General features: G+C 70.2%; 20 protein-coding genes, 1 tRNA gene and 2 pseudogenes. 9 read left to right on the forward strand and 14 right to left on the reverse strand.

Going from position 1 to position 24,169, the window contains the following annotated elements; translation table 11 throughout:
• Nucleotides 1-84: 84 nt before the first annotated feature.
• Genes galT through galK form a run of 3 tightly spaced genes read left to right on the forward strand, consistent with a single transcriptional unit; the run spans nt 85 to nt 3,274 of the window.
• Nucleotides 85-1,128 (forward strand): galactose-1-phosphate uridylyltransferase, encoded by a 1,044-nt coding sequence (gene galT, locus ACFXOA_RS15725; RefSeq protein ID WP_385027577.1) that lies wholly within the window; start codon nt 85-87, stop codon nt 1,126-1,128.
• Nucleotides 1,125-2,102, forward strand: a complete 978-nt coding sequence (galE, locus tag ACFXOA_RS15730; protein WP_385027580.1) for a UDP-glucose 4-epimerase GalE — start codon at nt 1,125-1,127, stop codon at nt 2,100-2,102. Before galT ends, galE begins: the two co-directional genes overlap by 4 nt.
• A complete protein-coding gene (galK, locus tag ACFXOA_RS15735; protein WP_385027583.1) occupies nt 2,099-3,274 on the forward strand; it encodes a galactokinase in 1,176 nt (391 codons plus the stop codon). Before galE ends, galK begins: the two co-directional genes overlap by 4 nt.
• On the opposite strand, the pseudogene ACFXOA_RS15740 reads toward galK, so the two are convergent.
• A pseudogene (locus ACFXOA_RS15740) lies at nt 3,264-3,701 on the reverse strand (GNAT family N-acetyltransferase); the annotation flags it as partial. The gene galK and the pseudogene ACFXOA_RS15740 overlap by 11 nt on opposite strands.
• A 277-nt stretch (nt 3,702-3,978) precedes the next feature.
• Here ACFXOA_RS15740 and ACFXOA_RS15745 point away from each other — a divergent pair.
• Nucleotides 3,979-4,770, forward strand: a complete 792-nt coding sequence (locus ACFXOA_RS15745) for a LuxR C-terminal-related transcriptional regulator (RefSeq protein ID WP_385027586.1) — start codon at nt 3,979-3,981, stop codon at nt 4,768-4,770.
• On the opposite strand, the gene ACFXOA_RS15750 is transcribed toward ACFXOA_RS15745, so the two are convergent.
• The 4 genes and pseudogenes from ACFXOA_RS15750 to ACFXOA_RS15765 all read right to left on the reverse strand — a co-directional run bounded on the left by ACFXOA_RS15750 (nt 4,729) and on the right by ACFXOA_RS15765 (nt 7,794).
• Complete coding sequence (locus ACFXOA_RS15750) at nt 4,729-5,226, reverse strand: MarR family winged helix-turn-helix transcriptional regulator (protein ID WP_385027589.1); 498 nt, start codon at nt 5,224-5,226, stop codon at nt 4,729-4,731. The genes ACFXOA_RS15745 and ACFXOA_RS15750 overlap by 42 nt on opposite strands.
• A 210-nt stretch (nt 5,227-5,436) precedes the next feature.
• Nucleotides 5,437-6,033 (reverse strand): annotated as a pseudogene (locus ACFXOA_RS15755) (Uma2 family endonuclease).
• 91 nt (nt 6,034-6,124) lie between these two features.
• Complete coding sequence (locus tag ACFXOA_RS15760) at nt 6,125-6,811, reverse strand: TetR family transcriptional regulator (protein ID WP_385027592.1); 687 nt, start codon at nt 6,809-6,811, stop codon at nt 6,125-6,127.
• Nucleotides 6,808-7,794 carry an acyl-CoA desaturase gene (locus tag ACFXOA_RS15765; protein WP_385027595.1) on the reverse strand — a complete coding sequence of 329 codons (987 nt, stop codon included), beginning with the start codon at nt 7,792-7,794 and terminating at the stop codon, nt 6,808-6,810. The genes ACFXOA_RS15760 and ACFXOA_RS15765 overlap by 4 nt, the downstream gene beginning before the upstream one ends.
• Before the next feature lie 327 nt (nt 7,795-8,121).
• On the opposite strand from ACFXOA_RS15765, the gene ppc reads away from it, so the two are divergent.
• A complete protein-coding gene (ppc, locus tag ACFXOA_RS15770) occupies nt 8,122-10,851 on the forward strand; it encodes a phosphoenolpyruvate carboxylase (RefSeq protein ID WP_385027598.1) in 2,730 nt (909 codons plus the stop codon).
• A gap of 50 nt (nt 10,852-10,901) precedes the next feature.
• Here the strand turns inward: ppc and ACFXOA_RS15775 are convergent, their stop codons facing one another.
• The 7 genes from ACFXOA_RS15775 to ACFXOA_RS15805 form a co-directional block, all read right to left on the reverse strand.
• Nucleotides 10,902-11,372, reverse strand: coding sequence for a hypothetical protein (locus ACFXOA_RS15775; protein ID WP_385027601.1), 471 nt, complete (start codon nt 11,370-11,372; stop codon nt 10,902-10,904).
• Between the two features lie 75 nt (nt 11,373-11,447).
• Nucleotides 11,448-12,041, reverse strand: a complete 594-nt coding sequence (pth, locus tag ACFXOA_RS15780; protein ID WP_385027604.1) for an aminoacyl-tRNA hydrolase — start codon at nt 12,039-12,041, stop codon at nt 11,448-11,450.
• Between the two features lie 147 nt (nt 12,042-12,188).
• Nucleotides 12,189-12,776 carry a 50S ribosomal protein L25/general stress protein Ctc gene (locus ACFXOA_RS15785; RefSeq protein ID WP_385027607.1) on the reverse strand — a complete coding sequence of 196 codons (588 nt, stop codon included), beginning with the start codon at nt 12,774-12,776 and terminating at the stop codon, nt 12,189-12,191.
• A 204-nt stretch (nt 12,777-12,980) separates the two neighbouring features.
• The gene (locus ACFXOA_RS15790; RefSeq protein ID WP_362540510.1) at nt 12,981-13,958 is read right to left on the reverse strand and encodes a ribose-phosphate diphosphokinase; all 978 of its coding nucleotides are present in this window, start codon (nt 13,956-13,958) and stop codon (nt 12,981-12,983) included.
• A gap of 119 nt (nt 13,959-14,077) precedes the next feature.
• Nucleotides 14,078-15,526: a bifunctional UDP-N-acetylglucosamine diphosphorylase/glucosamine-1-phosphate N-acetyltransferase GlmU gene (glmU, locus tag ACFXOA_RS15795; RefSeq protein WP_385027610.1), complete on the reverse strand. Its 1,449-nt coding sequence runs from the start codon at nt 15,524-15,526 to the stop codon at nt 14,078-14,080.
• 107 nt (nt 15,527-15,633) lie between these two features.
• A tRNA-Gln gene (locus ACFXOA_RS15800) sits at nt 15,634-15,704 on the reverse strand.
• A 6-nt stretch (nt 15,705-15,710) separates the two neighbouring features.
• A complete protein-coding gene (locus ACFXOA_RS15805; protein ID WP_385027613.1) occupies nt 15,711-16,583 on the reverse strand; it encodes a hypothetical protein in 873 nt (290 codons plus the stop codon).
• Nucleotides 16,584-16,737: 154 nt separating this feature from the next.
• Between ACFXOA_RS15805 and ACFXOA_RS15810 the strand changes: the two genes are divergently transcribed.
• A complete protein-coding gene (locus ACFXOA_RS15810; RefSeq protein WP_385027616.1) occupies nt 16,738-18,054 on the forward strand; it encodes a sensor histidine kinase in 1,317 nt (438 codons plus the stop codon).
• A 77-nt stretch (nt 18,055-18,131) separates the two neighbouring features.
• On the opposite strand, the gene ACFXOA_RS15815 is transcribed toward ACFXOA_RS15810, so the two are convergent.
• Nucleotides 18,132-18,650: an SUKH-3 domain-containing protein gene (locus tag ACFXOA_RS15815; protein WP_385027619.1), complete on the reverse strand. Its 519-nt coding sequence runs from the start codon at nt 18,648-18,650 to the stop codon at nt 18,132-18,134.
• Between the two features lie 10 nt (nt 18,651-18,660).
• Nucleotides 18,661-19,182: a YwqJ-related putative deaminase gene (locus ACFXOA_RS15820; RefSeq protein ID WP_385027622.1), complete on the reverse strand. Its 522-nt coding sequence runs from the start codon at nt 19,180-19,182 to the stop codon at nt 18,661-18,663.
• 237 nt (nt 19,183-19,419) lie between these two features.
• Here ACFXOA_RS15820 and ACFXOA_RS15825 point away from each other — a divergent pair, with 237 nt between their 5' ends.
• The 3 genes from ACFXOA_RS15825 to ACFXOA_RS15835 all read left to right on the forward strand — a co-directional run bounded on the left by ACFXOA_RS15825 (nt 19,420) and on the right by ACFXOA_RS15835 (nt 24,011).
• Nucleotides 19,420-20,397, forward strand: coding sequence for an SMI1/KNR4 family protein (locus ACFXOA_RS15825; RefSeq protein WP_385027625.1), 978 nt, complete (start codon nt 19,420-19,422; stop codon nt 20,395-20,397).
• Nucleotides 20,394-22,907: an SUKH-4 family immunity protein gene (locus ACFXOA_RS15830; protein ID WP_385027628.1), complete on the forward strand. Its 2,514-nt coding sequence runs from the start codon at nt 20,394-20,396 to the stop codon at nt 22,905-22,907. Before ACFXOA_RS15825 ends, ACFXOA_RS15830 begins: the two co-directional genes overlap by 4 nt.
• Nucleotides 22,908-23,111: 204 nt before the next feature.
• On the forward strand, nt 23,112-24,011 hold the full coding sequence (locus ACFXOA_RS15835) for a cellulose-binding protein (RefSeq protein WP_385027631.1): 900 nt from the start codon (nt 23,112-23,114) through the stop codon (nt 24,009-24,011).
• Nucleotides 24,012-24,169 lie beyond the last annotated feature (158 nt).

A 24,169-nucleotide genomic window follows, 5' to 3' on the forward strand; every position in this document is an offset into this window, starting at 1 on the left:
CAGGATCCTGCGCCATTGACTGGCCTGTTGAGTTGTGGTTTGTTATGTGCGGTTATGTTTGGGGGCGTCTGATGGAGGACCCTGGTGAAGAAGACGGTTACGACGCTCGCCGACGGCCGTGAGCTGATCTACTACGACTCCGCGGACGACGCCGTGCGCGACGCGGTGGACCCGCGGCCCCTCGACGCCGTCTCGACGTCCTCGGAGATCCGCCGCGATCCGCTCCTCGGCGACTCGGTGGCCATCGCCTCCCACCGCCAGGGCCGCACCTACCACCCGCCCGCCGACGAGTGCCCCCTGTGCCCCTCGGGCGAGGGCCGGCACAGCGAGATCCCGGACACCGACTACGACGTCGTCGTCTTCGAGAACCGCTTCCCCTCCCTCGCCGGCGACTCCGGGCGCTGCGAGGTCGTCTGCTTCACCTCCGACCACGACACCTCCTTCGCCGGGCTCACCGAGGAACAGGCTGCCCTCGTCCTCGAGGCATGGACCGACCGCACCGCGGACCTCGCCGAGCTCCCGCAGGTCACCCAGGTGTTCTGCTTCGAGAACCGGGGTGCCGAGATCGGCGTCACCCTCGGCCACCCGCACGGCCAGATCTACGGGTACCCCTTCGTCACCCCGCGAACCGAGCAGATGTTCCGTTCCATGGAGTCCCACCGCGCCGCGACCGGCCGCAACCTCTTCGACGACGTCGTCGCCCGGGAACTGGCCGACGGGGACCGTGTCGTCCTGGAGACCGAGCACTGGGTCGCCTTCGTGCCGTACGCCGCGCACTGGCCCTACGAGGTCCACCTCCACCCCCGGCGGCGCGTTCCCGACCTCCGGGAGCTGGACGCGGCCGCGCGGACAGAGTTCCCACAGGTCTATCTGGAACTCTTGAGGCGATTCGACCGGATCTTCGGCCCCGGCGAGCCGCCCACCCCGTACATCTCCGCATGGCACCAGGCCCCCTTCCGGGTCCCGGACCGGGAGGAGTTCGGGCTCCACCTCGAGCTGTTCACCATCCGGCGGACCACCGGCAAGCTGAAGTTCCTCGCGGGCTCCGAGTCAGGCATGGGAGTGTTCATCAACGATGTGCCGCCGGAGGCCGCGGCCCAGCGACTGCGAGAGGTAGCGAGCGAGTGAGCAACACCAAGAAGTACCTGGTGACGGGTGGCGCGGGATACGTCGGCAGTGTCGTCGCCGCGCATCTGCTGGAGGCCGGTCACACCGTGACCGTCCTCGACGACCTGTCGACCGGCTTCCGTGAGGGCGTCCCCGCGGGCGCCGAGTTCATCGAGGGCCGGATCCAGGACGCCGCGAAGTGGCTCGACGCCTCCTACGACGGCGTGCTGCACTTCGCCGCGTACTCGCAGGTCGGGGAGTCCGTCGTCGACCCCGAGAAGTACTGGGTCAACAACGTCGGCGGCACCACCGCGCTCCTCGCGGCCATGCGCGACGCCGGTGTGCGCACCCTCGTCTTCTCCTCGACCGCCGCGACCTACGGCGAACCCGTCTCCAGCCCCATCACGGAGTCCGACCCCACCGCGCCCACCAGCCCCTACGGCGCGTCCAAGCTCGCCGTCGACCACATGATCAGCGGCGAGGCCACCGCACACGGCCTCGCCGCCGTCTCGCTGCGCTACTTCAACGTCGCGGGCGCCTACGGAAGCTGCGGCGAACGCCACAGCCCCGAGTCCCACCTGATCCCGCTGGTCCTCCAGGTCGCCCTCGGACAGCGCGAGTCGATCTCCGTCTACGGCGACGACTACCCCACCCCCGACGGCACCTGCGTCCGCGACTACATCCACGTCGCCGACCTCGCCGAGGCGCACCTGCTCGCCCTCGACGCCGCCACCGCCGGCGAGCACCTCATCTGCAACCTCGGCAACGGCAACGGATTCTCCGTGCGCGAGGTCATCGAGACCGTCCGCCAGGTGACCGGCCACCCGATCCCGGAGACGGCCGCGCCCCGCCGCGGAGGCGACCCGGCCGTCCTCGTCGCCTCGGCCGCCACCGCCCGCGAGCGGCTCGGCTGGCAGCCCTCGCGCGCCGACCTGGCCGCCATCGTCGCCGACGCGTGGACGTTCGCCCGCCGAGAGGAGCCCACCGCACCATGACCGACAACGCCGAGCTCGCCGCCTCCTTCACCGAGCTGTACGGAACCGCGCCCGAGGGGATATGGGCCGCACCCGGGCGCGTGAACCTGATCGGTGAGTACACCGACTTCAACGGCGGCTTCGTCATGCCGCTCGCCCTCCCGCACCACGCCCGCGCCGCGGTCTCCCGCCGTACCGACGGGCAGCTGCGGCTCCACTCCACCGACGTGCCGGGCGGCGTCGTCACGCTCCGCGTCGACGAACTGGCACCCCGCTCCGGGGACGGCTGGGCCGCCTACCCCGCCGGGGTCGTCTGGGCGCTGCGCGAGGCCGGCCACCCGGTGACCGGCGCGGACATCCAGCTCACCTCCACGGTGCCGGTCGGAGCCGGGCTCTCCTCGTCGGCCGCCCTGGAGGTGGTCACCGCCCTCGCCCTGAACGACCTCTTCGAACTGGGTCTCGGCGCCCCCGAGCTGGCCGTCATCGGCCAGCGGGCCGAGAACGCCTTCGTCGGAGTGCCCTGCGGTGTGATGGACCAGATGGCCTCGGCCTGCTGCACCGAAGGTCACGCCCTCCACCTCGACACCCGTGACCTCACCCTGCGCCAGGTCCCCTTCGACCTCGCCGCGCACGGGCTGCGGCTGCTCGTCGTGGACACCCGCGTCAAGCACGCCCTGGGCGACGGCGCCTACGCCGAGCGCCGGGCCGGCTGCGAGGCGGGGGCCCGCGCGCTGGGCATCGAGACGCTCCGCGACCTGCCCTACGAGGACCTCGACGCCGCACTGGAGCGGCTGGAGGCGGCGGGCGAGGACGAGTCGGTCGTGCGCTACGTCCGCCACGTGGTGAGCGACAACCACCGGGTCGAGCAGGTCATCGCGCTGCTCGACGCCGGAGACGTCCGTGCCGCGGGCCCGGTCCTCGACGACGGGCACCGCTCGCTCCGGGACGACCTGCGGGTGTCCTGCCCTGAGCTGGACCTCGTGGTCTCGACGGCGAACGCCGCCGGGGCGCTGGGCGCCAGGATGACCGGAGGCGGCTTCGGCGGCTCGGCGATCGTGCTGGTGGAGGAGGCGATGGCCGACACCGTCGCCAAGGCCGTGACGGAGGCCTTCACCGCCGCCGGCCACGCCACCCCGGGAATCTTCCCCGCCGTGCCCTCGGCAGGTGCCCGCCGGATCGCTCCAGCCGCTTGACCAGGATGAACTCGGCGACACCGGGCGGGTAGTCCTCGACCGTGCCGACCACCTCGTACCCCTGCTTCCGGTAGAACTCCGGAGCCTGGAAACCCCAGGTCTCCAGCCGGGAGCGGGTACAGGACCGGTCGTCGCGGGCGAGGCGCTCGGCCTCGGCGAGCAGCCGCGAGCCGTGGCCGTGACCCCGGTGCGGGGAATCGACCCAGAGCAGGTCCACATGGAGCCAGTAGGCCCACGTCCGGCCGCTCAGCCCGCCGGCCAGCGCACCCCGTCCGTCCAGGAGCCAGACCTCCAGCGGTGCGTCATGCTCGGCAGAGGTGCCGCGCAGGGCCCTCAGCTGCGGTGATCCGTCCCAGTTGTCGTCCTGCAGCCGCCGGCCCAGCAGAACACGACGTTCCTTGTCCACTTCTGTCTCAAGGCGGAACATGGGCAACACCCTAAAGGGCTGTCGGACGACCCCGGGCGGGCAGTTCCGCGAATCCGCTTCCGCCGCCCACCGGCCCCCGTACTCTGATGCTCAGCACCGGTGGGGGCCGGTGTCGTTTCAGGGGACGAGACAGCCGGGCACGGTGCCCGGGGCCGGCGGTGTCCGGCACACGGCGGCGGCCGCGCACCGGACACCACCCACACGCTCCGGGTGCCGGCCCCGCGGCTCCGTCCGCCGGGGGGTCGGCCATGACGGGGCGTCCCAGAGTTCACACAGCATGGGGGTGTCTGTGGCGCGTATCCGGGTTCTGGTGGTCGACGACCACCGCATCTTTGCCGAGTCCCTCGCGGCGGCCCTCGCCGCGGAACCGGACGTCGACGTGTCCGCCGCGGGCAGCGGCCCCGCCGCGCTGCGCTGCATGGAGCGCGCGGTCACGGAGGGGCGCCGGTACGACGTGATGCTCGTCGACGCCGACCTGGGCGTCCTCCCGTCGAACGGCACCAGGCACGTGCCCGCACCGCGGGGCGTGCCGGGTGCCGAGTCCGAGGCGCCGGTCGACGGCATCTCGCTGGTGGCGGGCGTGCGTTCGGGACAGCCGCACATCCGCACGGTGGTGCTCGCCGAGAGGGACGACCCGCGCCGGGCGGCCGCCGCCCTGCAGGCAGGCGCCTCGGGCTGGGTCGCCAAGGACTGCTCCCTGCAACGCCTGCTGGCGGTCATCCGGGGCGTGCTGCGCGACGAGACGCACCTGCCGCCCGCGCTGCTGACCGGTGTGCTGCGGGAGTTGACGGCGGCCCGCAAGCACCGCACCGAGAGCGAGGAACTCGTCGAGTCGCTGACACCCCGCGAACGTGAGGTGCTGCGCTGCATGGTGGCCGGGCTGGGCCGCAAGGCCGTGGCGGAGCGGCTCTTCCTCTCCCCGCACACCGTGCGCACCCATATGCAGAACGTGCTGGGCAAGCTGGGCGTGCACTCGACGCTTGCCGCGGTGGCGCTCGCCCGCCGCGCCGGGGTGGGACCCGCCCCGCTAGCCGGGGATGTTGTCGAACGGGGCGGTCAGCTCGCGTAGCAGACCGGCCAGTTCGAGCCGCTGCTGACGCGACAGCTCGCCCAGGATGGCCCGCTCCTGGTCGAGCAGGCCGGCCAGCGACTGGTCGGCCTTGTCGCGGCCCAGAGCGGTGAGCCGGACGAGGACCCCGCGCCGGTCGCTGGGATCGGGCAGCCGCTCCACGAGGTTCTTCTTGGTCAGCCGGTCGATGCGGTTGGTCATCGTGCCCGAGGTGACCAGCGTCTGGGTGAGGAGCTGGCCGGGGGAGAGCTGGTACGGGGCGCCCGCCCGCCGCAGGGAGGTGAGGACGTCGAACTCCCAGGGCTCCAGCTCGTGCTCCGCGAAGGCGATCCTGCGCGCCCGGTCCAGATGCCGGGCCAGGCGGGAGACCCGGCTCAGGACCTCGAGTGGTTCCACGTCGAGGTCGGGGCGCTCACGGCGCCATGCAGCGACCAGTCGGTCGACCTCGTCCTCCATGACGATCAGTGTAAAGGGTCCCTCGACATGAAGTCTCTTGAGATCAAGTGTCTTGACATCGAGATATGCTCGGCCGATCCTGAACCCATGAGAGCACCGTTACGGGACCCCCGCCAATACCTCCGGCACTCCGGCCACCGCGCCAGGCCCTCGGCACGGTCCTCCCCTTCCGCCGGATCCTCGCGGTGACCCGCACGGCCGGATGACCGCTCACAGCCGGTCCAGGGCCTCCAGCGAGATGTCGACGGGGAAGGGCACACCGGTCTTGAGCCGGTCGTGATGGATGCCCGCCAGCGCGTACGACTTGTTCACCGGGTCCAGCTCGTAGACCCGTACGACCGGGTGCTTGTCGCTGCCGGCCATCTCGGCCAGCCAGAAATTCGGGATGCCGGCCGCCGCGTACTTCTGCGGCTCGGTGTCACGGTCCCGTGCCTCGGAGTCCGGGGAGGCCACCTCGACGGCGAGCGGCACGTCCCCCGCCTCGAAGCGGGTCTGCTCCCGGCTCGTGACCGACTCCGCCAGGACGACGCAGAGGTCCGGCTCCGGGGCATTACGACGGTCGAGGACCACGGTCATCTCGCGGCGAGCCTTCAGTTCGGGCGGCGCGCTGTGACGGAGCCCGGCCACCAGAAGGCCGATCACCGTGCTGTGGAAATCTCACCGGGGACTCACAAAGACCAGGCTCCCGTCGAGCAATTCCGTGTGCGGCGGGAGATCGGGCAGCGTGATCAGGTCGTCCACGGTGTATCCGTCCTGCGGGGGCACCGGCCGGCGGCTGCTGCGCCCGGTGGTCGGCTCGGCGTTCATGGTTCCTCCCATGGACGGGATCCTGTGCCCTGCCGACCACCCTACGGCCGGAAATCCGCAGGCGTCATCACGACGGGTGACGCGCCCGGGCTCAGCTCTTCCGGTGCCCTATCAGCCGCGGCTTCGACTCAAGGTTCTCCAGCCCGTGCCACGCCAGATTCACCAGATGCGCCGCCACCTCGGCCTTCTTCGGCCTCCGCACGTCCAGCCACCACTGCCCCGTCAGCGCCACCATCCCCACCAGCGCCTGCGCGTACAGCGGCGCCAGCTTCGCGTCGAAACCGCGGGCCTTGAACTCCAGCCCCAGGATGTCCTCGACCTGCGTCGCGATGTCACTGATCAACGACGCGAACGTACCCGTGGACTGCGCCACCGGCGAATCACGCACCAGGATCCGGAAACCGTCCGTGTACGTCTCGATGTAGTCCAGCAGCGCGAACGCCGCCTGCTCCAGCAACTCCCGCGGATGCCCCGCCGTCAACGCCCCCGTGACCAGATCCAGCAGCTGCCGCATCTCCCGGTCGACCACGACCGCGTACAGCCCCTCCTTGCCGCCGAAGTGCTCGTACACCACCGGCTTCGACACCCCGGCCCGCGCCGCGATCTCCTCCACCGACGTGCCCTCGAAACCCTTGTCGGCGAACAGGGCGCGCCCGATGTCCAGGAGCTGCTCACGGCGCTCCTTACCCGTCATCCGGACCCGCCGGGCCCTGCGCGTCGGGGCGGGCATGCTCTTGTCACCGCTGGTGCTTCCGTCGGTCGCCACGTCGTCAATCATGCCGCGTCGGCGGCCACGGGCTTGCGCCGGGAGGCGATACGCGACTCGTCCGGCCACCGCACGTCGTGCGCCCAGCCCAGCTTCTCGAACCACCGGATCAGCCGGGCACTCGAATCGATCTGGCCCCGCATCACACCGTGCCGCGCACTCGTCGGATCCGCGTGGTGCAGGTTGTGCCACGACTCCCCGCACGAGAGGACCGCCAGCCACCACACGTTGCCCGACCGGTCACGCGACTTGAAGGGCCGCTTGCCGACCGCGTGACAGATCGAGTTGATCGACCACGTCACATGGTGCAGCAGCGCCACCCGCACCAGAGACCCCCAGAAGAACCCCGTGAACGCACCCCACCACGACCACGTCACCAGCCCGCCCACCAGCGGCGGAATCGCCAGCGACAGGATCGTGAAACTCAGGAAGTGACGCGAGATCGCACGCATCGCCGGATCCCGCACCAGATCGGGCGCGTACTTCTGCTGAGGCGTCTGCTCCTCGTTGAACATCCACCCGATGTGCGCCCACCACAGCCCCTTCATCAGAGCCGGCAGGTTCTCGCCGAACCGCCACGGCGAATGCGGATCACCCTCCGCGTCCGAGAACCGGTGGTGCTTGCGGTGATCCGCCACCCAGCGCACCAGCGGACCCTCCACCGCCATCGAACCCGCCACCGCCAGCACGATCCGCAGCGGACGCTTCGCCTTGAACGAACCATGCGTGAAGTACCGGTGGAAACCGATCGTCACACCGTGGCAGCCCCAGTAGTACATGACCACCAGAAGACCCAGATCGAGCCAGCTGACCCCGCGCCCCCAGGCCAGCGGCACCGCCGCGACCAGGGCCGCGAACGGCACCACGATGAACAGCAGCAGCGCGACCTGCTCGACCGAACGCTTCTTGTCGCCGCCGAGCGTGGCGGAGGGGAGTGCGGAACCGCCTGCCGTCGGCGGCAGGCCGTCGTCGATCACATCCGGGCTGGTGGGCATGGGGAGTCCCCCGTGAGGTGAGGAAATATGACGGAATGCGTGGGCTACGGTGCCGTAACCTACGGCAACGTAAGTATGGCAGCGAGGAGGCCCGCGACACGAGAACACCGCTGGGGCGACCCTTGTGCGACCGGGCCTCCACCACTTCCCTACCCCGGATCGGCCCCACCCCCGCAGGGCAGCGAGCACGCCCGTCACCACGACACCTATCCTGGGGGCGTCGGACAGCGCGGTCCGCACTCTGCATATCCGGGGTGACCCGTCAGCACCGCGAGCGCCCCGGCCCCCCTGACAGACGTGCTCAACCACTGCAAGGAGCCGCACACTGTGAGCAGTGCCGACCAGAACCCCGCCGGAAACCACGAACTGCGGGCCGACATCCGCCGCCTCGGCGACCTCCTGGGCGAGACCCTCGTACGCCAGGAAGGCCAGGACCTCCTCGACCTCGTCGAACGCGTACGCGCCCTCACCCGCGAGGACGGCGAGGCAGCAGCCCAGCTCCTCGGCGACACCGACCTGGAGACCGCCGCACAACTCGTGCGCGCCTTCTCCACCTACTTCCACCTCGCCAACGTCACCGAGCAGGTCCACCGCGCCCACGAGATGCGCGACCGCCGCTCCGCGGAAGGCGGCCTCCTGGCCCGCACCGCCGACCGGCTCAAGGACGCCGACCCCGAACACCTGCGCGAGACGGTCAAGAACCTCAACGTCCGCCCCGTCTTCACCGCACACCCCACCGAAGCCGCACGCCGCTCCGTCCTCAACAAGCTCCGCCGCATCGCCGAGCTCCTGGACACCCCCGTCATCGAGGCCGACCGCCGACGCCACGACCTCCGGCTCGCCGAGAACATCGACCTCATCTGGCAGACCGACGAGCTCCGCGTCGTACGGCCCGAACCCGCCGACGAAGCCCGCAACGCCATCTACTACCTCGACGAACTCCACGCCAACGCCGTAGGAGACGTCCTCGAGGACCTCGCAGCCGAACTCGAACGCGTCGGCGTCGAACTCCCCGCCGGCACCCGCCCCCTCACCTTCGGCACCTGGATCGGCGGCGACCGCGACGGCAACCCCAACGTGACACCCGCCGTCACCTGGGACATCCTCATCCTCCAGCACGAACACGGCATCACCGACGCCCTCGAACTCGTCGACTACCTCCGCGGACTCCTCTCCAACTCCATCCGCTACGCCGGAGCCACCGACGAACTCCTCACCTCCCTCCAGACCGACCTGGAACTCCTCCCCGAGATCAGCCCCCGCTACAAGCGGCTGAACGCCGAGGAGCCCTACCGCCTCAAGGCCACCTGCATCCGCCAGAAGCTCGTCAACACCCGCGAGCGCCTCGCCAAGGGCACCCCCCACCGCCCCGGCTGCGACTACCTCGGCACCACCGAGCTCATCAACGACCTGGCACTCATCCAGACCTCCCTGCGCGAACACCGCGGCGGCCTCTTCGCCGACGGCCGCATGGACCGCACCATCCGCACACTCTCGGCCTTCGGCCTCCAGCTCGCCACCATGGACGTACGCGAACACGCCGACGCCCACCACCACACCCTCGGCCAGCTCTTCGACCGCCTCGGCGAAGAATCCTGGCGCTACGCCGACATGCCCCGCGACTACCGGCAGAAGCTCCTCGCCAAGGAACTCCGCTCCCGCCGCCCCCTCGCCCCCACCCCGGCCCCCCTCGACGCCGCCGGCGAGAAAGCACTCGGCGTCTTCCACACCATCAAGCAGGCCTTCGAACGCTTCGGCCCCGAAGTCATCGAGTCCTACATCATCTCCATGTGCCAGGGCGCCGACGACGTCTTCGCCGCCGCCGTCCTCGCCCGCGAAGCCGGACTCATCGACCTCCACGGCGGCTGGGCCAAGATCGGCATCGTCCCCCTCCTGGAAACCACCGACGAACTCCGCGCCGCAGACGTCATCCTCGACGAAATGCTCGCCGACCCCTCCTACCGACGCCTCGTCTCACTCCGCGGCGACGTCCAGGAGGTCATGCTCGGATACTCCGACTCCTCCAAGTTCGGCGGCATCACCACCTCCCAGTGGGAAATCCACCGCGCCCAGCGACGCCTCCGCGACGTCGCCCACCGCTACGGCGTACGCCTGCGCCTCTTCCACGGCCGCGGCGGCACCGTCGGCCGAGGCGGCGGCCCCTCCCACGACGCGATCCTCGCCCAGCCCTGGGGCACCCTCGAAGGCGAGATCAAGGTCACCGAACAGGGCGAGGTCATCTCCGACAAGTACCTCATCCCCGCACTCGCCCGCGAAAACCTCGAACTGACCGTCGCGGCAACCCTCCAGGCCTCCGCACTGCACACCGCACCCCGCCAGTCCGACGAAGCCCTCGCCCGCTGGGACGCGGCCATGGACACCGTCTCCGACGCCGCCCACGCCGCCTACCGCAAGCTCGTCGAGGACCCCGACCTGCCGGCGTACTTCCTCGCCTCCACCCCCGTCGACCAACTCGCCGACCTGCACCTGGGCTCCCGGCCCTCCCGCCGACCCGGCTCAGGCGTCTCACTCGACGGACTCCGCGCCATCCCCTGGGTCTTCGGCTGGACCCAGTCCCGCCAGATCGTCCCCGGCTGGTTCGGCGTCGGCTCCGGCCTCAAGGCACTCCGCGAAGCCGGACTCGACACCGTCCTGGAAGAAATGCACGGACAGTGGCACTTCTTCCAGAACTTCCTCTCCAACGTCGAGATGACCCTCGCCAAGACCGACCTGCGCATCGCCCGCCACTACGTCGACACCCTCGTCCCCGACGAGCTCAAGCACGTCTTCGACGTCATCCAGGCCGAACACGCCCTCACCGTCCAGGAAGTCCTCAAGATCACCGGCGGCAAGGAACTCCTCGACACCAACCCGGTGCTCCAGCAGACCTTCGCCATCCGCGACGCCTACCTGGACCCGATCAGCTACCTCCAGGTATCCCTGCTCGACCGCCAGCGCCAAGCAGCAGCCCGCGAAGAAGAACCCGACCCGCTGCTCGCCCGCGCACTGCTGCTCACCGTCAACGGCGTCGCCGCAGGCCTCCGCAACACCGGCTGACCCGCAACACCGGCTGACCCACACGGCAACGCCGAACAGGTGCGGCCCTGTCAGAGAGCGACGAACGTCGCCGCCAGCAGGGCCGCACCCACGACCCCCGTGCCCCACGCCGCCCGCGTCATCCGCATACCCCCACCGATCACCAGCGCGGCCAGCACCAACGCACCGCCCAACGGCACCCACGCATGCAGAAAGCCCGGAGTCCCGGTACGCACCACATCCCCGGACCCGGGCTTCACCACGACAGGGAAACGATCCCCCTTCCGCGCCGCCACCGACCGCTCCACCCTCACCGAGGAACGGTCAGCCGCATCCGCGTCCGGCGCGAACGACCCCGTGCAGGAATCCTCACCACACGACGCCACCACCATCGTGCCGTGCTCCCGCCCCTTCGCCAGAACGATGTGCTGCGCCGTGCCCCACGACGACCACACACCCGCGGCCAGCAACAACACCACGACACAGCCCGCCGCGAAAACACGGCCACCGGCCACCAGCCGCCCCGAGGAACTCCGCTTCATGGAGGCCGATCCTTGGGCAGAGCCCCGCCCACGGTCAACCCACCACCGGAAAACCCCTGACAAGCAGCAGAAATGTCAGGAGTTGTACGCGGACTGCGCCCGCTCCAGCCCCTCCGCCAACAGACACTCCACCGCATCCGCCGACCGGTCCACCAGCAACGCCAGCTCCTTGCGCTCCACCGACGAGAAATCCCTCAACACGAAATCCGCCACCTGCATACGACCCGGAGGCCGGCCGATACCGAACCGCACCCGGTGATAATCCGCCCCCATCGCCTTCGTCATCGACTTCAACCCGTTGTGCCCGTTGTCCCCCCCACCCAACTTCAGCCGCAACGCACCGAAATCGACATCCAGCTCGTCATGCACCGCCACCACATGATCCGTCGGCACCTTGTAGAAATCCCGCAGAGCAATCACCGGACCACCCGACAGATTCATGTACGACATCGGCTTCGCCACCACCACACGACGGCTCGACGGCCCCGGCGGACCCACCCGCCCCTCCAACACCTGCGCCTGCGCCTTCTGCGCCCGCTTGAACTTCCCCCCGATCCGCTCAGCCAGCAGATCGGCGACCATGAACCCCACGTTGTGCCGGTTCGCCGCGTAATCAGGACCGGGATTACCGAGGCCCACGATCAACCAGGGGGCGGTGGCATCGGACATCAGAGCTCGGTCTCCTCGCAGTGCGTACGCACGGATCGTCGTCGACGACGGCCGGTGCACGGGCCGCCGGGGCTGAACAGGAAAACGGGGCGGCGGAACCCCCGGAAGGGAACCACCACCCCGTCAGTCAAGCAGGTGGGACGAGGCTCAGGCCTCGGCGCCCTCACCCTCGGCGTCCTCGGCCGGGGCCTCCTCCGCCTGCGCCGCGACGACCTGGAGCACGATCGCGTCCTCGTCGCCCGCCAGCACGGCACCCTTGGGCAGCTCGATGTCCTTGGCGACGATCGAGTCACCGGCGTCCAGGCCCGCCACGGAAACCGTGACCGACTCGGGGATGTGCGTCGCCTCGGCCTCGACCAGCAGCGTGTTCTGCACGTACTCGAGCAGGTTCGCACCCGGCGCCAGGTCACCCTCGGCGTGCACCGCGATCTCGACGTTGACCTTCTCGCCGCGCTTCACGGTCAGCAGGTCGACGTGCTCGATGTCGCCCTTGAGCGGGTTGCGCTGCACGGCCTTCGGAATCACCAGGGCGTCCTTGCCGTCGATCTCGAGACCGATCAGGACGTTCGGCGTACGCAGCGCCAGCAGCAGGTCGTGACCCGGAAGGTTGATGTGGACCGGCTCGGCACCGTGGCCGTAGACCACACCGGGAACCAGGTTGGCACGACGGGTACGACGGGCAGCGCCCTTGCCGAACTCCGTACGGACCGTTGCGTCGAGCTTGATCTCAGCCATGCTGCACTCCTCGAGAGGTGACGAAAAACCGATGGTCACCCGGCCCACGACAGGCCTGCTACGAAGAGCGCGTCGATAACGGACCACCGGCCCTCATGACCACGCATGAGAACGGCCTCCCTCGCCGAGCAACTTCATGAGTCTACCCGGCGGAGAGGCCGCGCCCAAAGTCGATCACCCGCGGGCAGCGCCCGCGGGTGATGACTACTCCTTCTCCTCGAAGAGGCTCGTCACCGAACCGTCCTCGAACACCTCACGCACCGCACGCGCGATCGTCGGCGCGATCGACAGCACCGTGATCTTGTCGAGCTCCAGCTCACCCGGCGTCGGCAGCGTGTCCGTGAACACGAACTCACTCACCTTCGAGTTCTTCAGACGGTCGGCCGCCGGACCCGACAGAACACCGTGCGTGGCCGTCACTATGACGTCCTCCGCACCGTGCGCGAACAGCGCGTCGGCAGCGGCACAGATCGTGCCACCCGTGTCGATCATGTCGTCGACCAGCACACACACCCGGCCCTCGACGTTACCCACGACCTCGTGCACGCTGACCTGGTTCGGAACGTCCTTGTCACGACGCTTGTGCACGATCGCCAGCGGCGCGTCCAGCCGGTCGCACCAGCGGTCCGCGACCCGCACACGGCCGGCGTCCGGCGACACGATCGTCAGCTTCGACCGGTCCACCTTCGCACCCACGTAGTCCGCCAGGATCGGCAGCGCGAACAGGTGGTCCACCGGACCGTCGAAGAAGCCCTGGATCTGGTCGGTGTGCAGATCCACCGTGAGAACGCGGTCCGCACCCGCCGTCTTCATCAGATCAGCCACCAGACGCGCCGAGATCGGCTCACGACCACGGTGCTTCTTGTCCTGACGGGCATACCCGTAGAACGGCACGATCACCGTCACCGACCGCGCCGACGCACGCTTCAGCGCGTCCAGCATGATCAGCTGCTCCATGATCCACTTGTTGATCGGAGCCGTGTGGCTCTGGATCAGGAAGCAGTCGGCACCACGAGCGGACTCCTGGAAGCGGACGTAGATCTCACCGTTGGCGAAATCGAAAGCCTTCGTCGGCACGAGGCCGACACCCAGTTGATGCGCGACCTCCTCGGCCAGCTCGGGGTGGGCGCGGCCGGAGAAGAGCATCAGTTTCTTCTCGCCGGTCGTCTTGATCCCGGTCACAGCACAGTCTCCTCAGACGTGTATCTGGCACCGCGCGCATGTGTCCCGATGTGCGACGAGCCAGCCGAAATGGGTGAGCATCTATCACGGTACGCCGACTGCGACGCACCTGTTTCCGGTCAGCTTTCGCCGTCGGACCCCGACGCGGCCGCCTGCGCGGCCTGAGCGGCCGCGCTCCCGGGACGCTTCCGGGCCACCCAACCCTCGATATTCCGCTGCTGGCCCCGGGCCACGGCCAACGAACCGGCCGGTACGTCCTTGGTGATCACCGAGCCGGCGGCGGTGTAGACGCCGTCCCCGACCGTGACAGGCGCCACAAACATATTGTCCGATCCGGTCCGGCAGTGTGACCCGATCGTCGTGTGGTGCTTGGACACCCCGTCGTAGTTCACGAAGACGCTCGCCGCACCGATGTTGGTGTGGTCACCGATCGTCGCGTCCCCCACGTAGCTGAGGTGCGGCACCTTGGTGCCCTCGCCGATCGTGGCGTTCTTCATCTCCACGTACGTACCCGCCTTGGCCTTCGCACCCAGGCGCGTACCCGGCCGCAGATACGCGAACGGACCCACCGTGGCCCCAGGGCCCACCTCGGCGCCGTCCGACACCGTGTTGTCCACCCGCGCGCCCGCGTGCACCACCGTGTCCTTCAGCCGCGAGTTCGGACCGACCTCGGCGTCCTCCGCCAGGTGCGTCGCGCCCAGCAGCTGCGTCCCCGGATGCACGACCGCGTCACGCTCGTACGTCACCGTCGCGTCGATCAGCGTCGACGCCGGGTCCACGACCGTCACTCCCGCCAGCATCGCGCGCTCCAGCAGCCGCTCGTTCAGCAGACGACGGGCCTCGGAGAGCTGCAGCCGGTTGTTGATACCCAGGATCTCCCGGTGGTCCGGCGCCACGCAGGCGCCCACCCGGTGGCCGGCCTCACGCAGGATGGACAGCACGTCGGTGAGGTACTCCTCGCCCTGGCTGTTGTCCGTGCGCACCTTGCCGAGGGCTTCGCCCAGCAGCCGGCCGTCGAACGCGAAGACCCCGGAGTTGATCTCCCGGATGGCCCGCTGGGCGTCGCTGGCGTCCTTGTGCTCGACGATCTCGGTGACCGCCCCGGTGGCCGCGTCACGGACGATCCGGCCGTAGCCGGTGGAGTCCGGCACCTCGGCGCTCAGCACCGTGACCGCGTTCCCGTCGGCGCCGTGGGTGGCGGCCAGCGCGGACAGGGTCTCGCCGGAGAGCAGCGGGGTGTCGCCGCAGACGACGATCACCGTGCCGTCCACGGTGCCGCCCAGCTCCTCCAGGGCCATGCGGACCGCGTGGCCGGTGCCGTTCTGCTCGGCCTGGAAGGCGGTGCGTACGGGGACGTCACCGGCGGAGAGGTGTGCGGTGACCTGCTCGCCCGCGTGGCCGACGACCACGACGAGGTGCTGGGGGGAGAGCTCGTGGGAGGCGGCGACGACATGTCCGACGAGCGAGCGCCCGGAGATCTCGTGCAGGACCTTGGGCGTCTTCGACTTCATGCGGGTGCCCTCACCCGCTGCGAGGACGATGACGGCGGCCGGGTGGTGGACGCTCACGGATGTGCCCTTCGGCTTCGGGTGGTGGACACCCGCAGGATACCGGGGGCGTTCAGGCCCGAAACGAGTACGGGCCCCGACCGGTTGGGTCGGGGCCCGCTGAGCAGCTCCCGGGGAAGGACTCGAACCCTCATGATCAGATCCAAAATCTGACGTCTTGCCCTTAGACGACCCGGGATGGGTGCTATGTCCGATTCTTGTGATCGGCTCGATTTGCAGCACCTACTATGCCGCACCACGAGCCCTCGATGCGACGGTACAGGTCCGCGCTTTTCAGAACTCGGACCACAAGGCAACCCTGGTATCCCTCCCCTGTGTTCTTACGGTTCGTCTTCGGGGAGTGCTTCTTGAGCGTGGTCTTGCCGAATGCCGAGCGTGCGGCGCCCGTGAGATCGGCCCAGTAGCGCTCCGCGGCCGCGACGTCGGCGGTCTCGTGGATGTGGACGTGGAAGCGAAGGTGTTCTGGTGGTACGCCCAGGAGGCGTAGCCATGCGAGGTACACCGAGATCATGTTGGGGTCGCTGTTGATGAACGTGACCCTCTCCTGCGGCCGGTGGGGCTTGCTCTTGGAGCCTTCCGCCCAGTAGAGCGCCACCCCGACCGCGAACAGCTCCCGATCGGTCATCGTCTCGAACTCGGCGGCCGCGGCCCGCTTCGCTTCCTGACGTTCCGCCTCACGCCGCTTGAGGGTGGCCTCCCAGCCGCGCCTTGCGATGGCGGAGGCCTCTTCGCTCGTCCGCTTGCGTTCCGGCTTCGGCAGGTCCCGCACCCACAACGAGATCGAGCTCTTCGAGCACCCCAGCTCCACCTGGATCCGGTCGTAGGTCATGCCCTGGAGCCGAAGCTCCCGCGCCTTGGCGCGTAGGTCGTCCTTGGCGCGGGGGCGTTTCGTCCACTCCGGGGCGGGCTCGCCCTGGAGCAGGCGGTTCAGGATGTCGTTGTTGAAGATCTTCAGGCGATCCCTGATCTGCCGGACGCTGAGCCCTTCCCGTCGCAGCGCGATGGCCTTCTCGCGCAGCCCTTCGAAGTCCGCGTACTTGCCGCTGGCATGTGTCATGAGGCCAGCTTCGTCCGGAATGCGGACGTCCGGGTCGAAAGAGCGTCTGATTCGCCGGATCGTGCGATTACCCGCGTTTACACCTTGATCGGCTGTTTTCCGTGCTGATGGAGTCTCCGGAAAAAGGGATGCGCCCGCCCGTACGCTGGATGCCATGACCGCAACGGGGGCAGACCAGGAGGCGGCGGGAACGACCACCCGCGGCTACTGGTGGTGGGAGCGGCGGCGTGGTGTCGTCCTGGATGTGGGGCTGGCGCTGGTCTCGGCGCTGGAGTGTGCGCTGGAAGGGGTGGAGTTCGCCGGGGACACCGGGTTGCCGGTGCCGCTCGGGGTGCTGTTCGGGCTGCTGGCCGGGTCGGTTCTGGTGCTGCGCAGGCGGTGGCCGATCGCGGTGGTGCTGGTGTCGATCGCGACGACTCCGGCCGAGATGGGCTTCCTGATGGGGATCGTGGGTCTGTACACGCTGGCGGCCTCCGAGGTGCCGCGGCGGATCACGGTCGTGCTGACGGGGATGACGATGGTCGGCACGCTCGTCGTGTCGTACGTCCGGTTGAGGCAGAGCGTGGACGCGCACGCGGACTTCGGGCCCGGTGTCTGGTACGTCCCGTTGGTGGCGTTGTTCATGTCGTTGGGGCTGACTGCGCCCCCGGTGCTGTTCGGCCTCTACGTGGGGGCGCGGCGGAGGCTGATGGAGAGCCTGCGGGAGCGTGCGGATTCGCTGGAGCGGGAGCTGTCGCTGCTGGCGGACCGGGCTGAGGAGCGGGCCGAGTGGGCGCGTACGGAGGAGCGGACGCGGATCGCGCGGGAGATGCACGATGTGGTGGCCCACCGGGTGAGTCTGATGGTGGTGCACGCGGCGGCGTTGCAGGCGGTGGCTCCGAAGGATCCGGCGAAGGCGGTGCGGAACGCGGCGCTGGTGGGGGACATGGGGCGGCAGGCGCTGACGGAGTTGCGGGAGATGCTCGGGGTGCTGCGGAGCGGGGAGGCGGCGGTGGTGCCGTCGGCGGGGCGGGTGCCGCTGGCTTCGGTGGGGCGGGCTGCGGCCGCGGCGGCGGCTGTGGCGGTGGAGGACGGGCCTCGGCTGGACGAGGTGGAGGCGTTGGTGGCGCAGTCCCGGGAGGCCGGGATGGTGGTGGAGTTGTCGGTGGAGGGGGAGCGGCGTCCGTATGCGCCGGTGGTGGAGCAGACGGCGTACCGGGTGGTGCAGGAGGCGTTGACGAACGTGCACAAGCACGCGGCGGGTGCGAGGACGCGGGTGCGGTTGGCGTACCGGGGTGCTGAGGTGGCGATGCAGGTGGAGAACGGTGCGGCGGACGGTGCGGTGGCGGACGCGGGGTTGCCGAGTGGTGGTAACGGGCTGGTGGGGATGCGGGAGCGGGTGCTGGGGCTCGGTGGTGTCTTCGTGTCGGGGCCGACGGATGCGGGGGGTTTCCGGGTGTCGGCTGTGTTGCCGGACGGCGGGGTGGCGTAGCGGGGTGTCCTGGCGGGGTTCGGGCTGTGGGCGGGGTTCGTGCCGGCGGGGTTCGGGGTGTGGGGTGTGCCGGGTGTTCAGGCCGAGGTGAGGCGTGTGGGCTGGGTGCCTGTCATGAGGGTTTCGAGGGCGCGGTCGATGTCGGAGCCGAGGTACCAGTCGCCGGTGTGGTCGATGGAGTAGACGCGGCCTTCGCTGTCGATGGCGAGGACGGCTTGTCCGTCGCCTTCTTCGCCGAGGGGTGCGACGTCCGTGTCGAGGGCGCGTCCGAGGTCGCCGAGTGTGCGGGCGAGGTGGAGTCCGCTGAGTGGGTCGATGAGCAGGGTGCCGGTGGCGATCTGGCGGCCGGGTGCGTTGGCGGTGATTCGTAGTCCGCCGAATTCGGCCCAGGCTTCGACGGCGGCGGGGAAGACGGCGTGCCGGTGTCCGCCGGGGGAGGTGTGGGCGCGGAGGGCGTCGGCCCATTCCTCGGCTTGGCGGATGTCCCAGCGTCCTGGTTGCCATCCGGCGTCGCGGAGTGCGGTGTCGACGGGGGTGGGGAAGCGGGCGGCGGTGGTGCGGTTGTGCTGGGTGGGCAGGCCGGTCGGGTCGTGCATGGTGGTGGGTTCAGCCCTTCTCGGCGGTGGTTGCCGCGCCGTCGGTGAGGTCGACGGGGCGTACGCCGAAGTGGGCGAGCATCACGCTGCAGGAGCGGCAGGGGGGTGCGTAGGTGCCGTGGAGCGGGTCGCCGTCCTCTCGGATGCGCCGGGCGGTGAGGCGGGCGTGTTTGAGGGCGCGGCGGGCTTCGCCGTTGGTGAGGGGTTTGCGCTGGGCGCGTTTGGAGCGGCTGTCGTCGGCGGCGGTGAGCTGGCGTGACAGGAGTATGGCTTCGGGGCAGCGTCCGGTGAAGCGTTCGCGTTGGCTGCTGGTGAGGGTGTCGAGGAAGTCCTGGACGAGTGGGTGGAGGACCGGTGGCTGGTCTCCTTTGCCCGCGGTGCAGGTGAGTGTCTCTCCGCGTACGGACAGGGCTGCGGCCACGGCGGGCAGGATGCCGTCGCGGCGGTGGTGGAGGTGTGGCGCGTGGTCGGGCTGGGTGGTGCTCCAGCTCAGTCGCGGGTCTCCGGGTGTCACTGTTTGTGCTGTGTGCATGTGGCTGTTGTCCCTCCCTGCAATCCCCCGAGTTGCGGGGGACAGCCTGCCAAATATGCAGCGTGGTCGGGAAGCTGGGTGGGTGAAACGTGTCTGCGTGTCGCGGCGGGGTGGGTGGGAGGTGGTGTGTGAGTCACTCGGTGGTGACGTTCGGTGAGTGGGGTGCGGGGGCGGGGGGCGCTGTTGCGTCACCGCTTAGGCTGTGCGGAACACCAGACGCAGCAGGGGGCTACCGCCATGACGACAGGTCGGCTCGGGCAGCAAGCCGCGCCACCGAACGCGGCCTATGCCGGGCAGGTCGTTCACTTCCCGGATCCGGTCCGGGCGTCGCGTCACCCGAGGGGTGTGCGCGTGGACGGGGACGGCTATCCGGTGCTTTCGCCGTATGCGCGTGCGGCCGCGGAGATCGCGGATCCGCCTCCGGGGTTCGGTGTCGACGAGTTGCGGTTGACGGATTACGTGTCGGCGAACGCGGCGCTGGCTGCGAGTGGTCATGAGCTGTGGGACACGATTCCCGCGGTGGCGACTCCGCATGGCTGGACGTGGCATCACGTGGCGGGTGGCCGGCGGATGGAGCTGGTTCCTGTCGAGGTGAAGGCGCTGCTGCGGCATCACGGTGGTCTGGCGACGACTGCGGTGGATCTGGATCGCCGTGGGACGCGCCCGTTGCAGGAGACGAGGCCTGCGCATTTCAGGTTGCCGAAGGGGTCGGTGGCTGTGGGTGAGCAGCAGATCCTGGGTGTTGAGGAGGATCTGGGGTATCGCCTTCCGGGTGCGTACCGGTCGTTCCTGAAGGCGGCCGGTGGGTCGGCTCCGGTGGGTGCGGCGCTGGATGCCGAGCTGGGTCTGTTGGTGGACCAGCCGTTCTTCACGGTTCGTGAGGAGGCGGCGATGAATGACCTTGTGTATGTGAACAAGTGTCTGCGGGACCATTTCACGAAGGATTTCCTGGGCGTGGGTTTTGTGCAGGGCGGGATCCTGGCGGTGAAGGTGCGCGGTTCGGATGCCGGGTCGGTGTGGTTCTGTGCGTATGACGACGCGCGGGATCGGGACGGCTGGGGTGTGCAGGAGCGGGTGGACCGGCTTCTGCTGCCGTGCGGTGAGGACTTCGATGCCTTCCTTCAGCGTCTGGCGGGTAATCCGCCGGAGCTGGAGACGGTGGCGAACCTGATGGTGGACGGTGGCTTCGCGCGGGCCGTCCCGGTGGAGGGGTGAGCGCGGTGGTGACCTTCGCGCAGGCGCAGGAGCGTGCGGACGAGTGGATCAACGGTGATGTGCCGGCGTATCAGCATCGTGAGGTCCGGGTCCGTGAGTTCGAGCTGGGTTTCGTGGTGTGGGCGGAGGACCGGGCGGAGGGGCCTGTCTCGGACGGGGGCCGTCAGCGGTTGGTGATCGCCCGGGACAGTGGTGAGGCGACGTTGTGGCCTGGGCTGCCGGTGGGTGAGGTGATACGGCGTTACGAGGAGGACTACGGTGCTTCGGCGGATGTGGCGGCCGCGCCGGAGCCGCCGGAGCGTATCGATCTGAATCAGACGTCGTTCCTGCTGACTCCGCCGGAGTGGCTTCAGGAGGCTGCGGACAGGCTGGGGATTCCGGACCGGCGTGCGGGGGTGGACGGGTCGTCCGGTGGTGCCGAGCCGTCCTCTCCCGCTTCTTCGGCGTCTTCCTCTTCCTCTTCCTCTTCTTCTGTTCCCGCGCCGGCCGGTGGTGCGGGCTGGCCGGCGGCCGGTGGGGAGCCGGATCACGAGCCGACGGCGAATGACGGGGTGCCGGCCGGGGGTACTCCCTGGGCGGGTACGGATACGAACGGTGTCGGTGACGGTGGGGGTGTGCCGCTGCCGGCGACGGTGTTCGCGCCGCCCCTTTCGGGTTCCGACGATGACGGGGCTCCTCCGCCGGTGGTGTCGGCGGAGGCGCCGACGGCTCTGATGTCGGGTGGCAGTCAGCTGCCTCCGACGGCTGTGGGGCCGGGGCTGGATCCGCTTGCTCCGCCTCCGGGGGCCGTGGCTCCTTCCTCTGTGTCTCCGTCCGCTGCGGCCGGGGCTCCTGGGGCGGGGGACATCTCGGACGCGGCGACGAGCAAGGCGGCCGTGCCGCCCCGTGGTGCTCGCGGTCATGGCCCGACGACTCCTCCGCCTCCGGGTGTGCCGGGTGTGCCGGGTGCGCGTCCGGCGGGGGCCGGTGAGCCTCCGGCCGGGCCGGAGGCGTCCGGTGGTTACATTCCGACGCAGCTGGTGTCCCAGCTGGGCCCGCCCGGTGCGCCGCAGGCGCCCGGTGCTCCTGGTGCTCCGGGGGGCACGCCACCGCCGCCGCCCGGTTCGACGCCGCCTCCGGGGCCTCCCGGTCCTCCCGGTCCTCCGGCCGGTTCCACGCCGCCTCCGGGTGGTGGGGTGCACCACGCGGCGACGATGTTCGCCGACGCGAGCCTCGGTGGGACGAGCGGGCCGCGTCCTCCGGGTCCGCCGGGTCCGCCCGGTGCTCCGGGGGGCACGCCACCGCCGCCGCCCGGTTCCACGCCGCCTCCGGGGCCTCCCGGTCCTCCCGGTCCTCCGCCCGGTTCCACGCCGCCTCCGGGTGGTGGGGTGCACCACGCTGCCACGATGCTGGCGGGTCCGGGGCAGGTCGGTCCGTCCGTACCGCAGCCGCCGGGTCCTCCCGGGGTTCCGGGGGTTCCGGGGGTTCCCGGGGGGCAGGGGCCGCACACTCCGCCGCCTCCGCCCGGTGCGTACGGGTACCCGCAGCAGCCCGCCGGGCAGCCCATGGTCGGTCCGGGGTACCAGGCGGTGCTGCGGTTCCGTGCCGCCGACGGCAGTGAGCAGCAGCTGATCCGGCGTTCGGCGCCTGGTACGCCGCATCCGGAGTGGCAGATGCTGCACGAGTTGCGTGCGATGAACGTGCCGCCGCAGCAGGTCATCGAGCTGCACACGGAGCTGGAGTCGTGTGAGCTGCCGGGTGGTTACTGCGCGCGGATGATCCGGGAGACCTGGCCGCAGGTCCGGATCACGAGTGTGGCTCCGTACGGCACGGATCATGCGAGCCGTCAGCAGGGCATGCAGCATCTGCTGACGCACCAGGGTGAGCTGCACCAGGTGGCGGACGGGCCGGCGCGGCCTGCTCCGGTGCGTGCGCCGCTGCCGCAGGTGCCGCCCGCCGTGCCGGTGCCTCCGGAGGCGCTGGCGGAGGAGATGCACGGGGCGTTCGGTCCGGGTGTGCTGCGGTTCGACCAGCGTGCGGTGTCGCGTCAGGGTGTCCCTGAGGTGGTCGCGCGGACGCTGGTGTGGGCCGGGCTGCCCGCCGATTTCGGGCCGTTCTTCTGGGCGCAGCCGGGGCACCCGGTGGTGCCGACGCTGGCGGAGCTCGCGGCGCAGCGTCAGATCCAGCCCGCGTCGGACGCGGGTTCGTATCTGGTGATGGGGTCGGACTTCGGCCGTGCGATCTGTGTGCAGTACGGCACGGCGAACATCGTGGCGGTGCCGGTGGAGGCGGGGCCGGACGGCCGGTCGGTGGCGCCGCAGTTCGTGAACACGGGGCTGCCCGAGTTCGTGCGGTCGATGGCGTTGCTGGGCCGGATGTGGCGGCTTCGGTACGGGTTGAATCCGGAGCAGGCGGGCCGTTGGACGGTCGACTTCCAGGCGCAGCTCGCGGCGGTCGATCCGGCGGCGCTGGCGTCGTCGGAGAGCTGGTGGTCGGTGTTGCTGGAGCAGATGTGGGACGGACTGCTGTGATCGGTTGCGACCGGTTCTGAGCTGTCGCAGGTGTGGCGCTCGCCCTCTTTGTGAGGGTGGGCGCCTTTTGCGTGTCGCCCTGTGACGCGGATCGCTTCCGTCCTGAATGCAGCTGATCGATTCCGACTTCCGGGCCAATTACCGCATCCTTGACGTATTGCTGGTTGGTCGGGGAGTCGGAGAGCGGGAAAGAGGGCTTCAGGGATGAGTGGTGGACCGGTGTCCGCGCACGGTTTCGTCGGCGTACGGGGGCGTGGCTACCGCCCTGAGCAGGTGGACCGGGCGTTCTCCTCGCTGGAGGCGGAGCGGGACGGGGCCCTGGAGCGGATCTCGCGGCTGACGGCGCTGGCGGAGGAGCTGGCGGCGGAGTCGGCGCGGCTGCGTGAGGTGGTGGCGTCGCTCGCTCCGCAGACGTACAGCTCGCTGGGTGAGCGGGCGCAGCGGATCCTGGCGCTGGCCGAGGCCGAGGCGGAGGCCGTCGGGGGTGCGGCGTCGGAGGAGGCGCAGGGGCTGCGGGACGCGGCTGACGCGGCGGGCCGGGAGGTCCGTGAGGTGGCGCGTGAGCGGGCGGCGGCCGCGCGCTCGGAGGCGGACGCCCGCGCCGAGGACACCCTGGCCGGGGCGCGGGACGAGGCGGGGGCGCTGGTGGCGCTGGCGCGCCGTGAGTCCGGCGAGGTGCGGGGGGCCGCGGAGGCGGAGATGGAGGAGACGCGTCGTCGTACGGCGGGTGTGCTGGCCCATCAGGAGCAGGAGCACGCCGAGCGGGGAAAGGCGGCGGAGGCGGAGATCGCGGGGGCGGAGTCCGCGGCGGCGGAGCGTGAGGCGGGGCTGACGTCTCGTGGGGAGGATCTGCTCGCGGCGGCGCGTAAGGAGCTCGCGGAGGCGGAGGAGGCCGCGCGGCACGAGCAGGAGGATGCCCGGGCGCGGGCGGAGGAGCTGATCTCGGGGGCGAGGGTGGCCGAGGAGCGTGTGGAGCGGGAGACCGAGCGGATCCTCCGGGAGCACGAGGAGGCCCGTGAGGAGCTGCACGCGCACATGACGCATGTGCGCAATTCCCTGGCGGCGCTGACGGGGCGCGCGGTGTCGGGGTCCGTGCGGGACTGACCGGGTCCCGGGGTGTGATCGCGGTCCCGGGGCGCTGCGGACCGGCCACGGGGCTGGCCGGGTGCGGCTGGTGGTACGCCGGGTGGTGCGCCGGGCCGGGGTGTCCTGGGCTCGGTGGCGGGTGGTGCCGCCGGCGGTCGGTGCCGCCCGCGTAGGCC

The sequence above is a fragment of the Streptomyces sp. NPDC059166 genome (assembly GCF_042755185.1).
Lineage (GTDB): Bacteria > Actinomycetota > Actinomycetes > Streptomycetales > Streptomycetaceae > Streptomyces.

Coding starts and splice junctions, on each gene's coding strand:
- galK (WP_385027583.1), top strand. CDS start 2,099: ATGACCGACAACGCCGAGCTCGCCGCCTCCTTCACCGAGCTGTACGGA.
- ACFXOA_RS15745 (WP_385027586.1), top strand. CDS start 3,979: ATGGGGGTGTCTGTGGCGCGTATCCGGGTTCTGGTGGTCGACGACCAC.
- ACFXOA_RS15750 (WP_385027589.1), bottom strand. CDS start 5,226: ATGGAGGACGAGGTCGACCGACTGGTCGCTGCATGGCGCCGTGAGCGC.
- ACFXOA_RS15760 (WP_385027592.1), bottom strand. CDS start 6,811: ATGATTGACGACGTGGCGACCGACGGAAGCACCAGCGGTGACAAGAGC.
- ACFXOA_RS15765 (WP_385027595.1), bottom strand. CDS start 7,794: ATGCCCACCAGCCCGGATGTGATCGACGACGGCCTGCCGCCGACGGCA.
- ACFXOA_RS15775 (WP_385027601.1), bottom strand. CDS start 11,372: ATGAAGCGGAGTTCCTCGGGGCGGCTGGTGGCCGGTGGCCGTGTTTTC.
- pth (WP_385027604.1), bottom strand. CDS start 12,041: ATGTCCGATGCCACCGCCCCCTGGTTGATCGTGGGCCTCGGTAATCCC.
- ACFXOA_RS15785 (WP_385027607.1), bottom strand. CDS start 12,776: ATGGCTGAGATCAAGCTCGACGCAACGGTCCGTACGGAGTTCGGCAAG.
- ACFXOA_RS15805 (WP_385027613.1), bottom strand. CDS start 16,583: ATGACACATGCCAGCGGCAAGTACGCGGACTTCGAAGGGCTGCGCGAG.
- ACFXOA_RS15810 (WP_385027616.1), top strand. CDS start 16,738: ATGACCGCAACGGGGGCAGACCAGGAGGCGGCGGGAACGACCACCCGC.
- ACFXOA_RS15815 (WP_385027619.1), bottom strand. CDS start 18,650: ATGCACGACCCGACCGGCCTGCCCACCCAGCACAACCGCACCACCGCC.
- ACFXOA_RS15820 (WP_385027622.1), bottom strand. CDS start 19,182: ATGCACACAGCACAAACAGTGACACCCGGAGACCCGCGACTGAGCTGG.
- ACFXOA_RS15825 (WP_385027625.1), top strand. CDS start 19,420: ATGACGACAGGTCGGCTCGGGCAGCAAGCCGCGCCACCGAACGCGGCC.
- ACFXOA_RS15835 (WP_385027631.1), top strand. CDS start 23,112: ATGAGTGGTGGACCGGTGTCCGCGCACGGTTTCGTCGGCGTACGGGGG.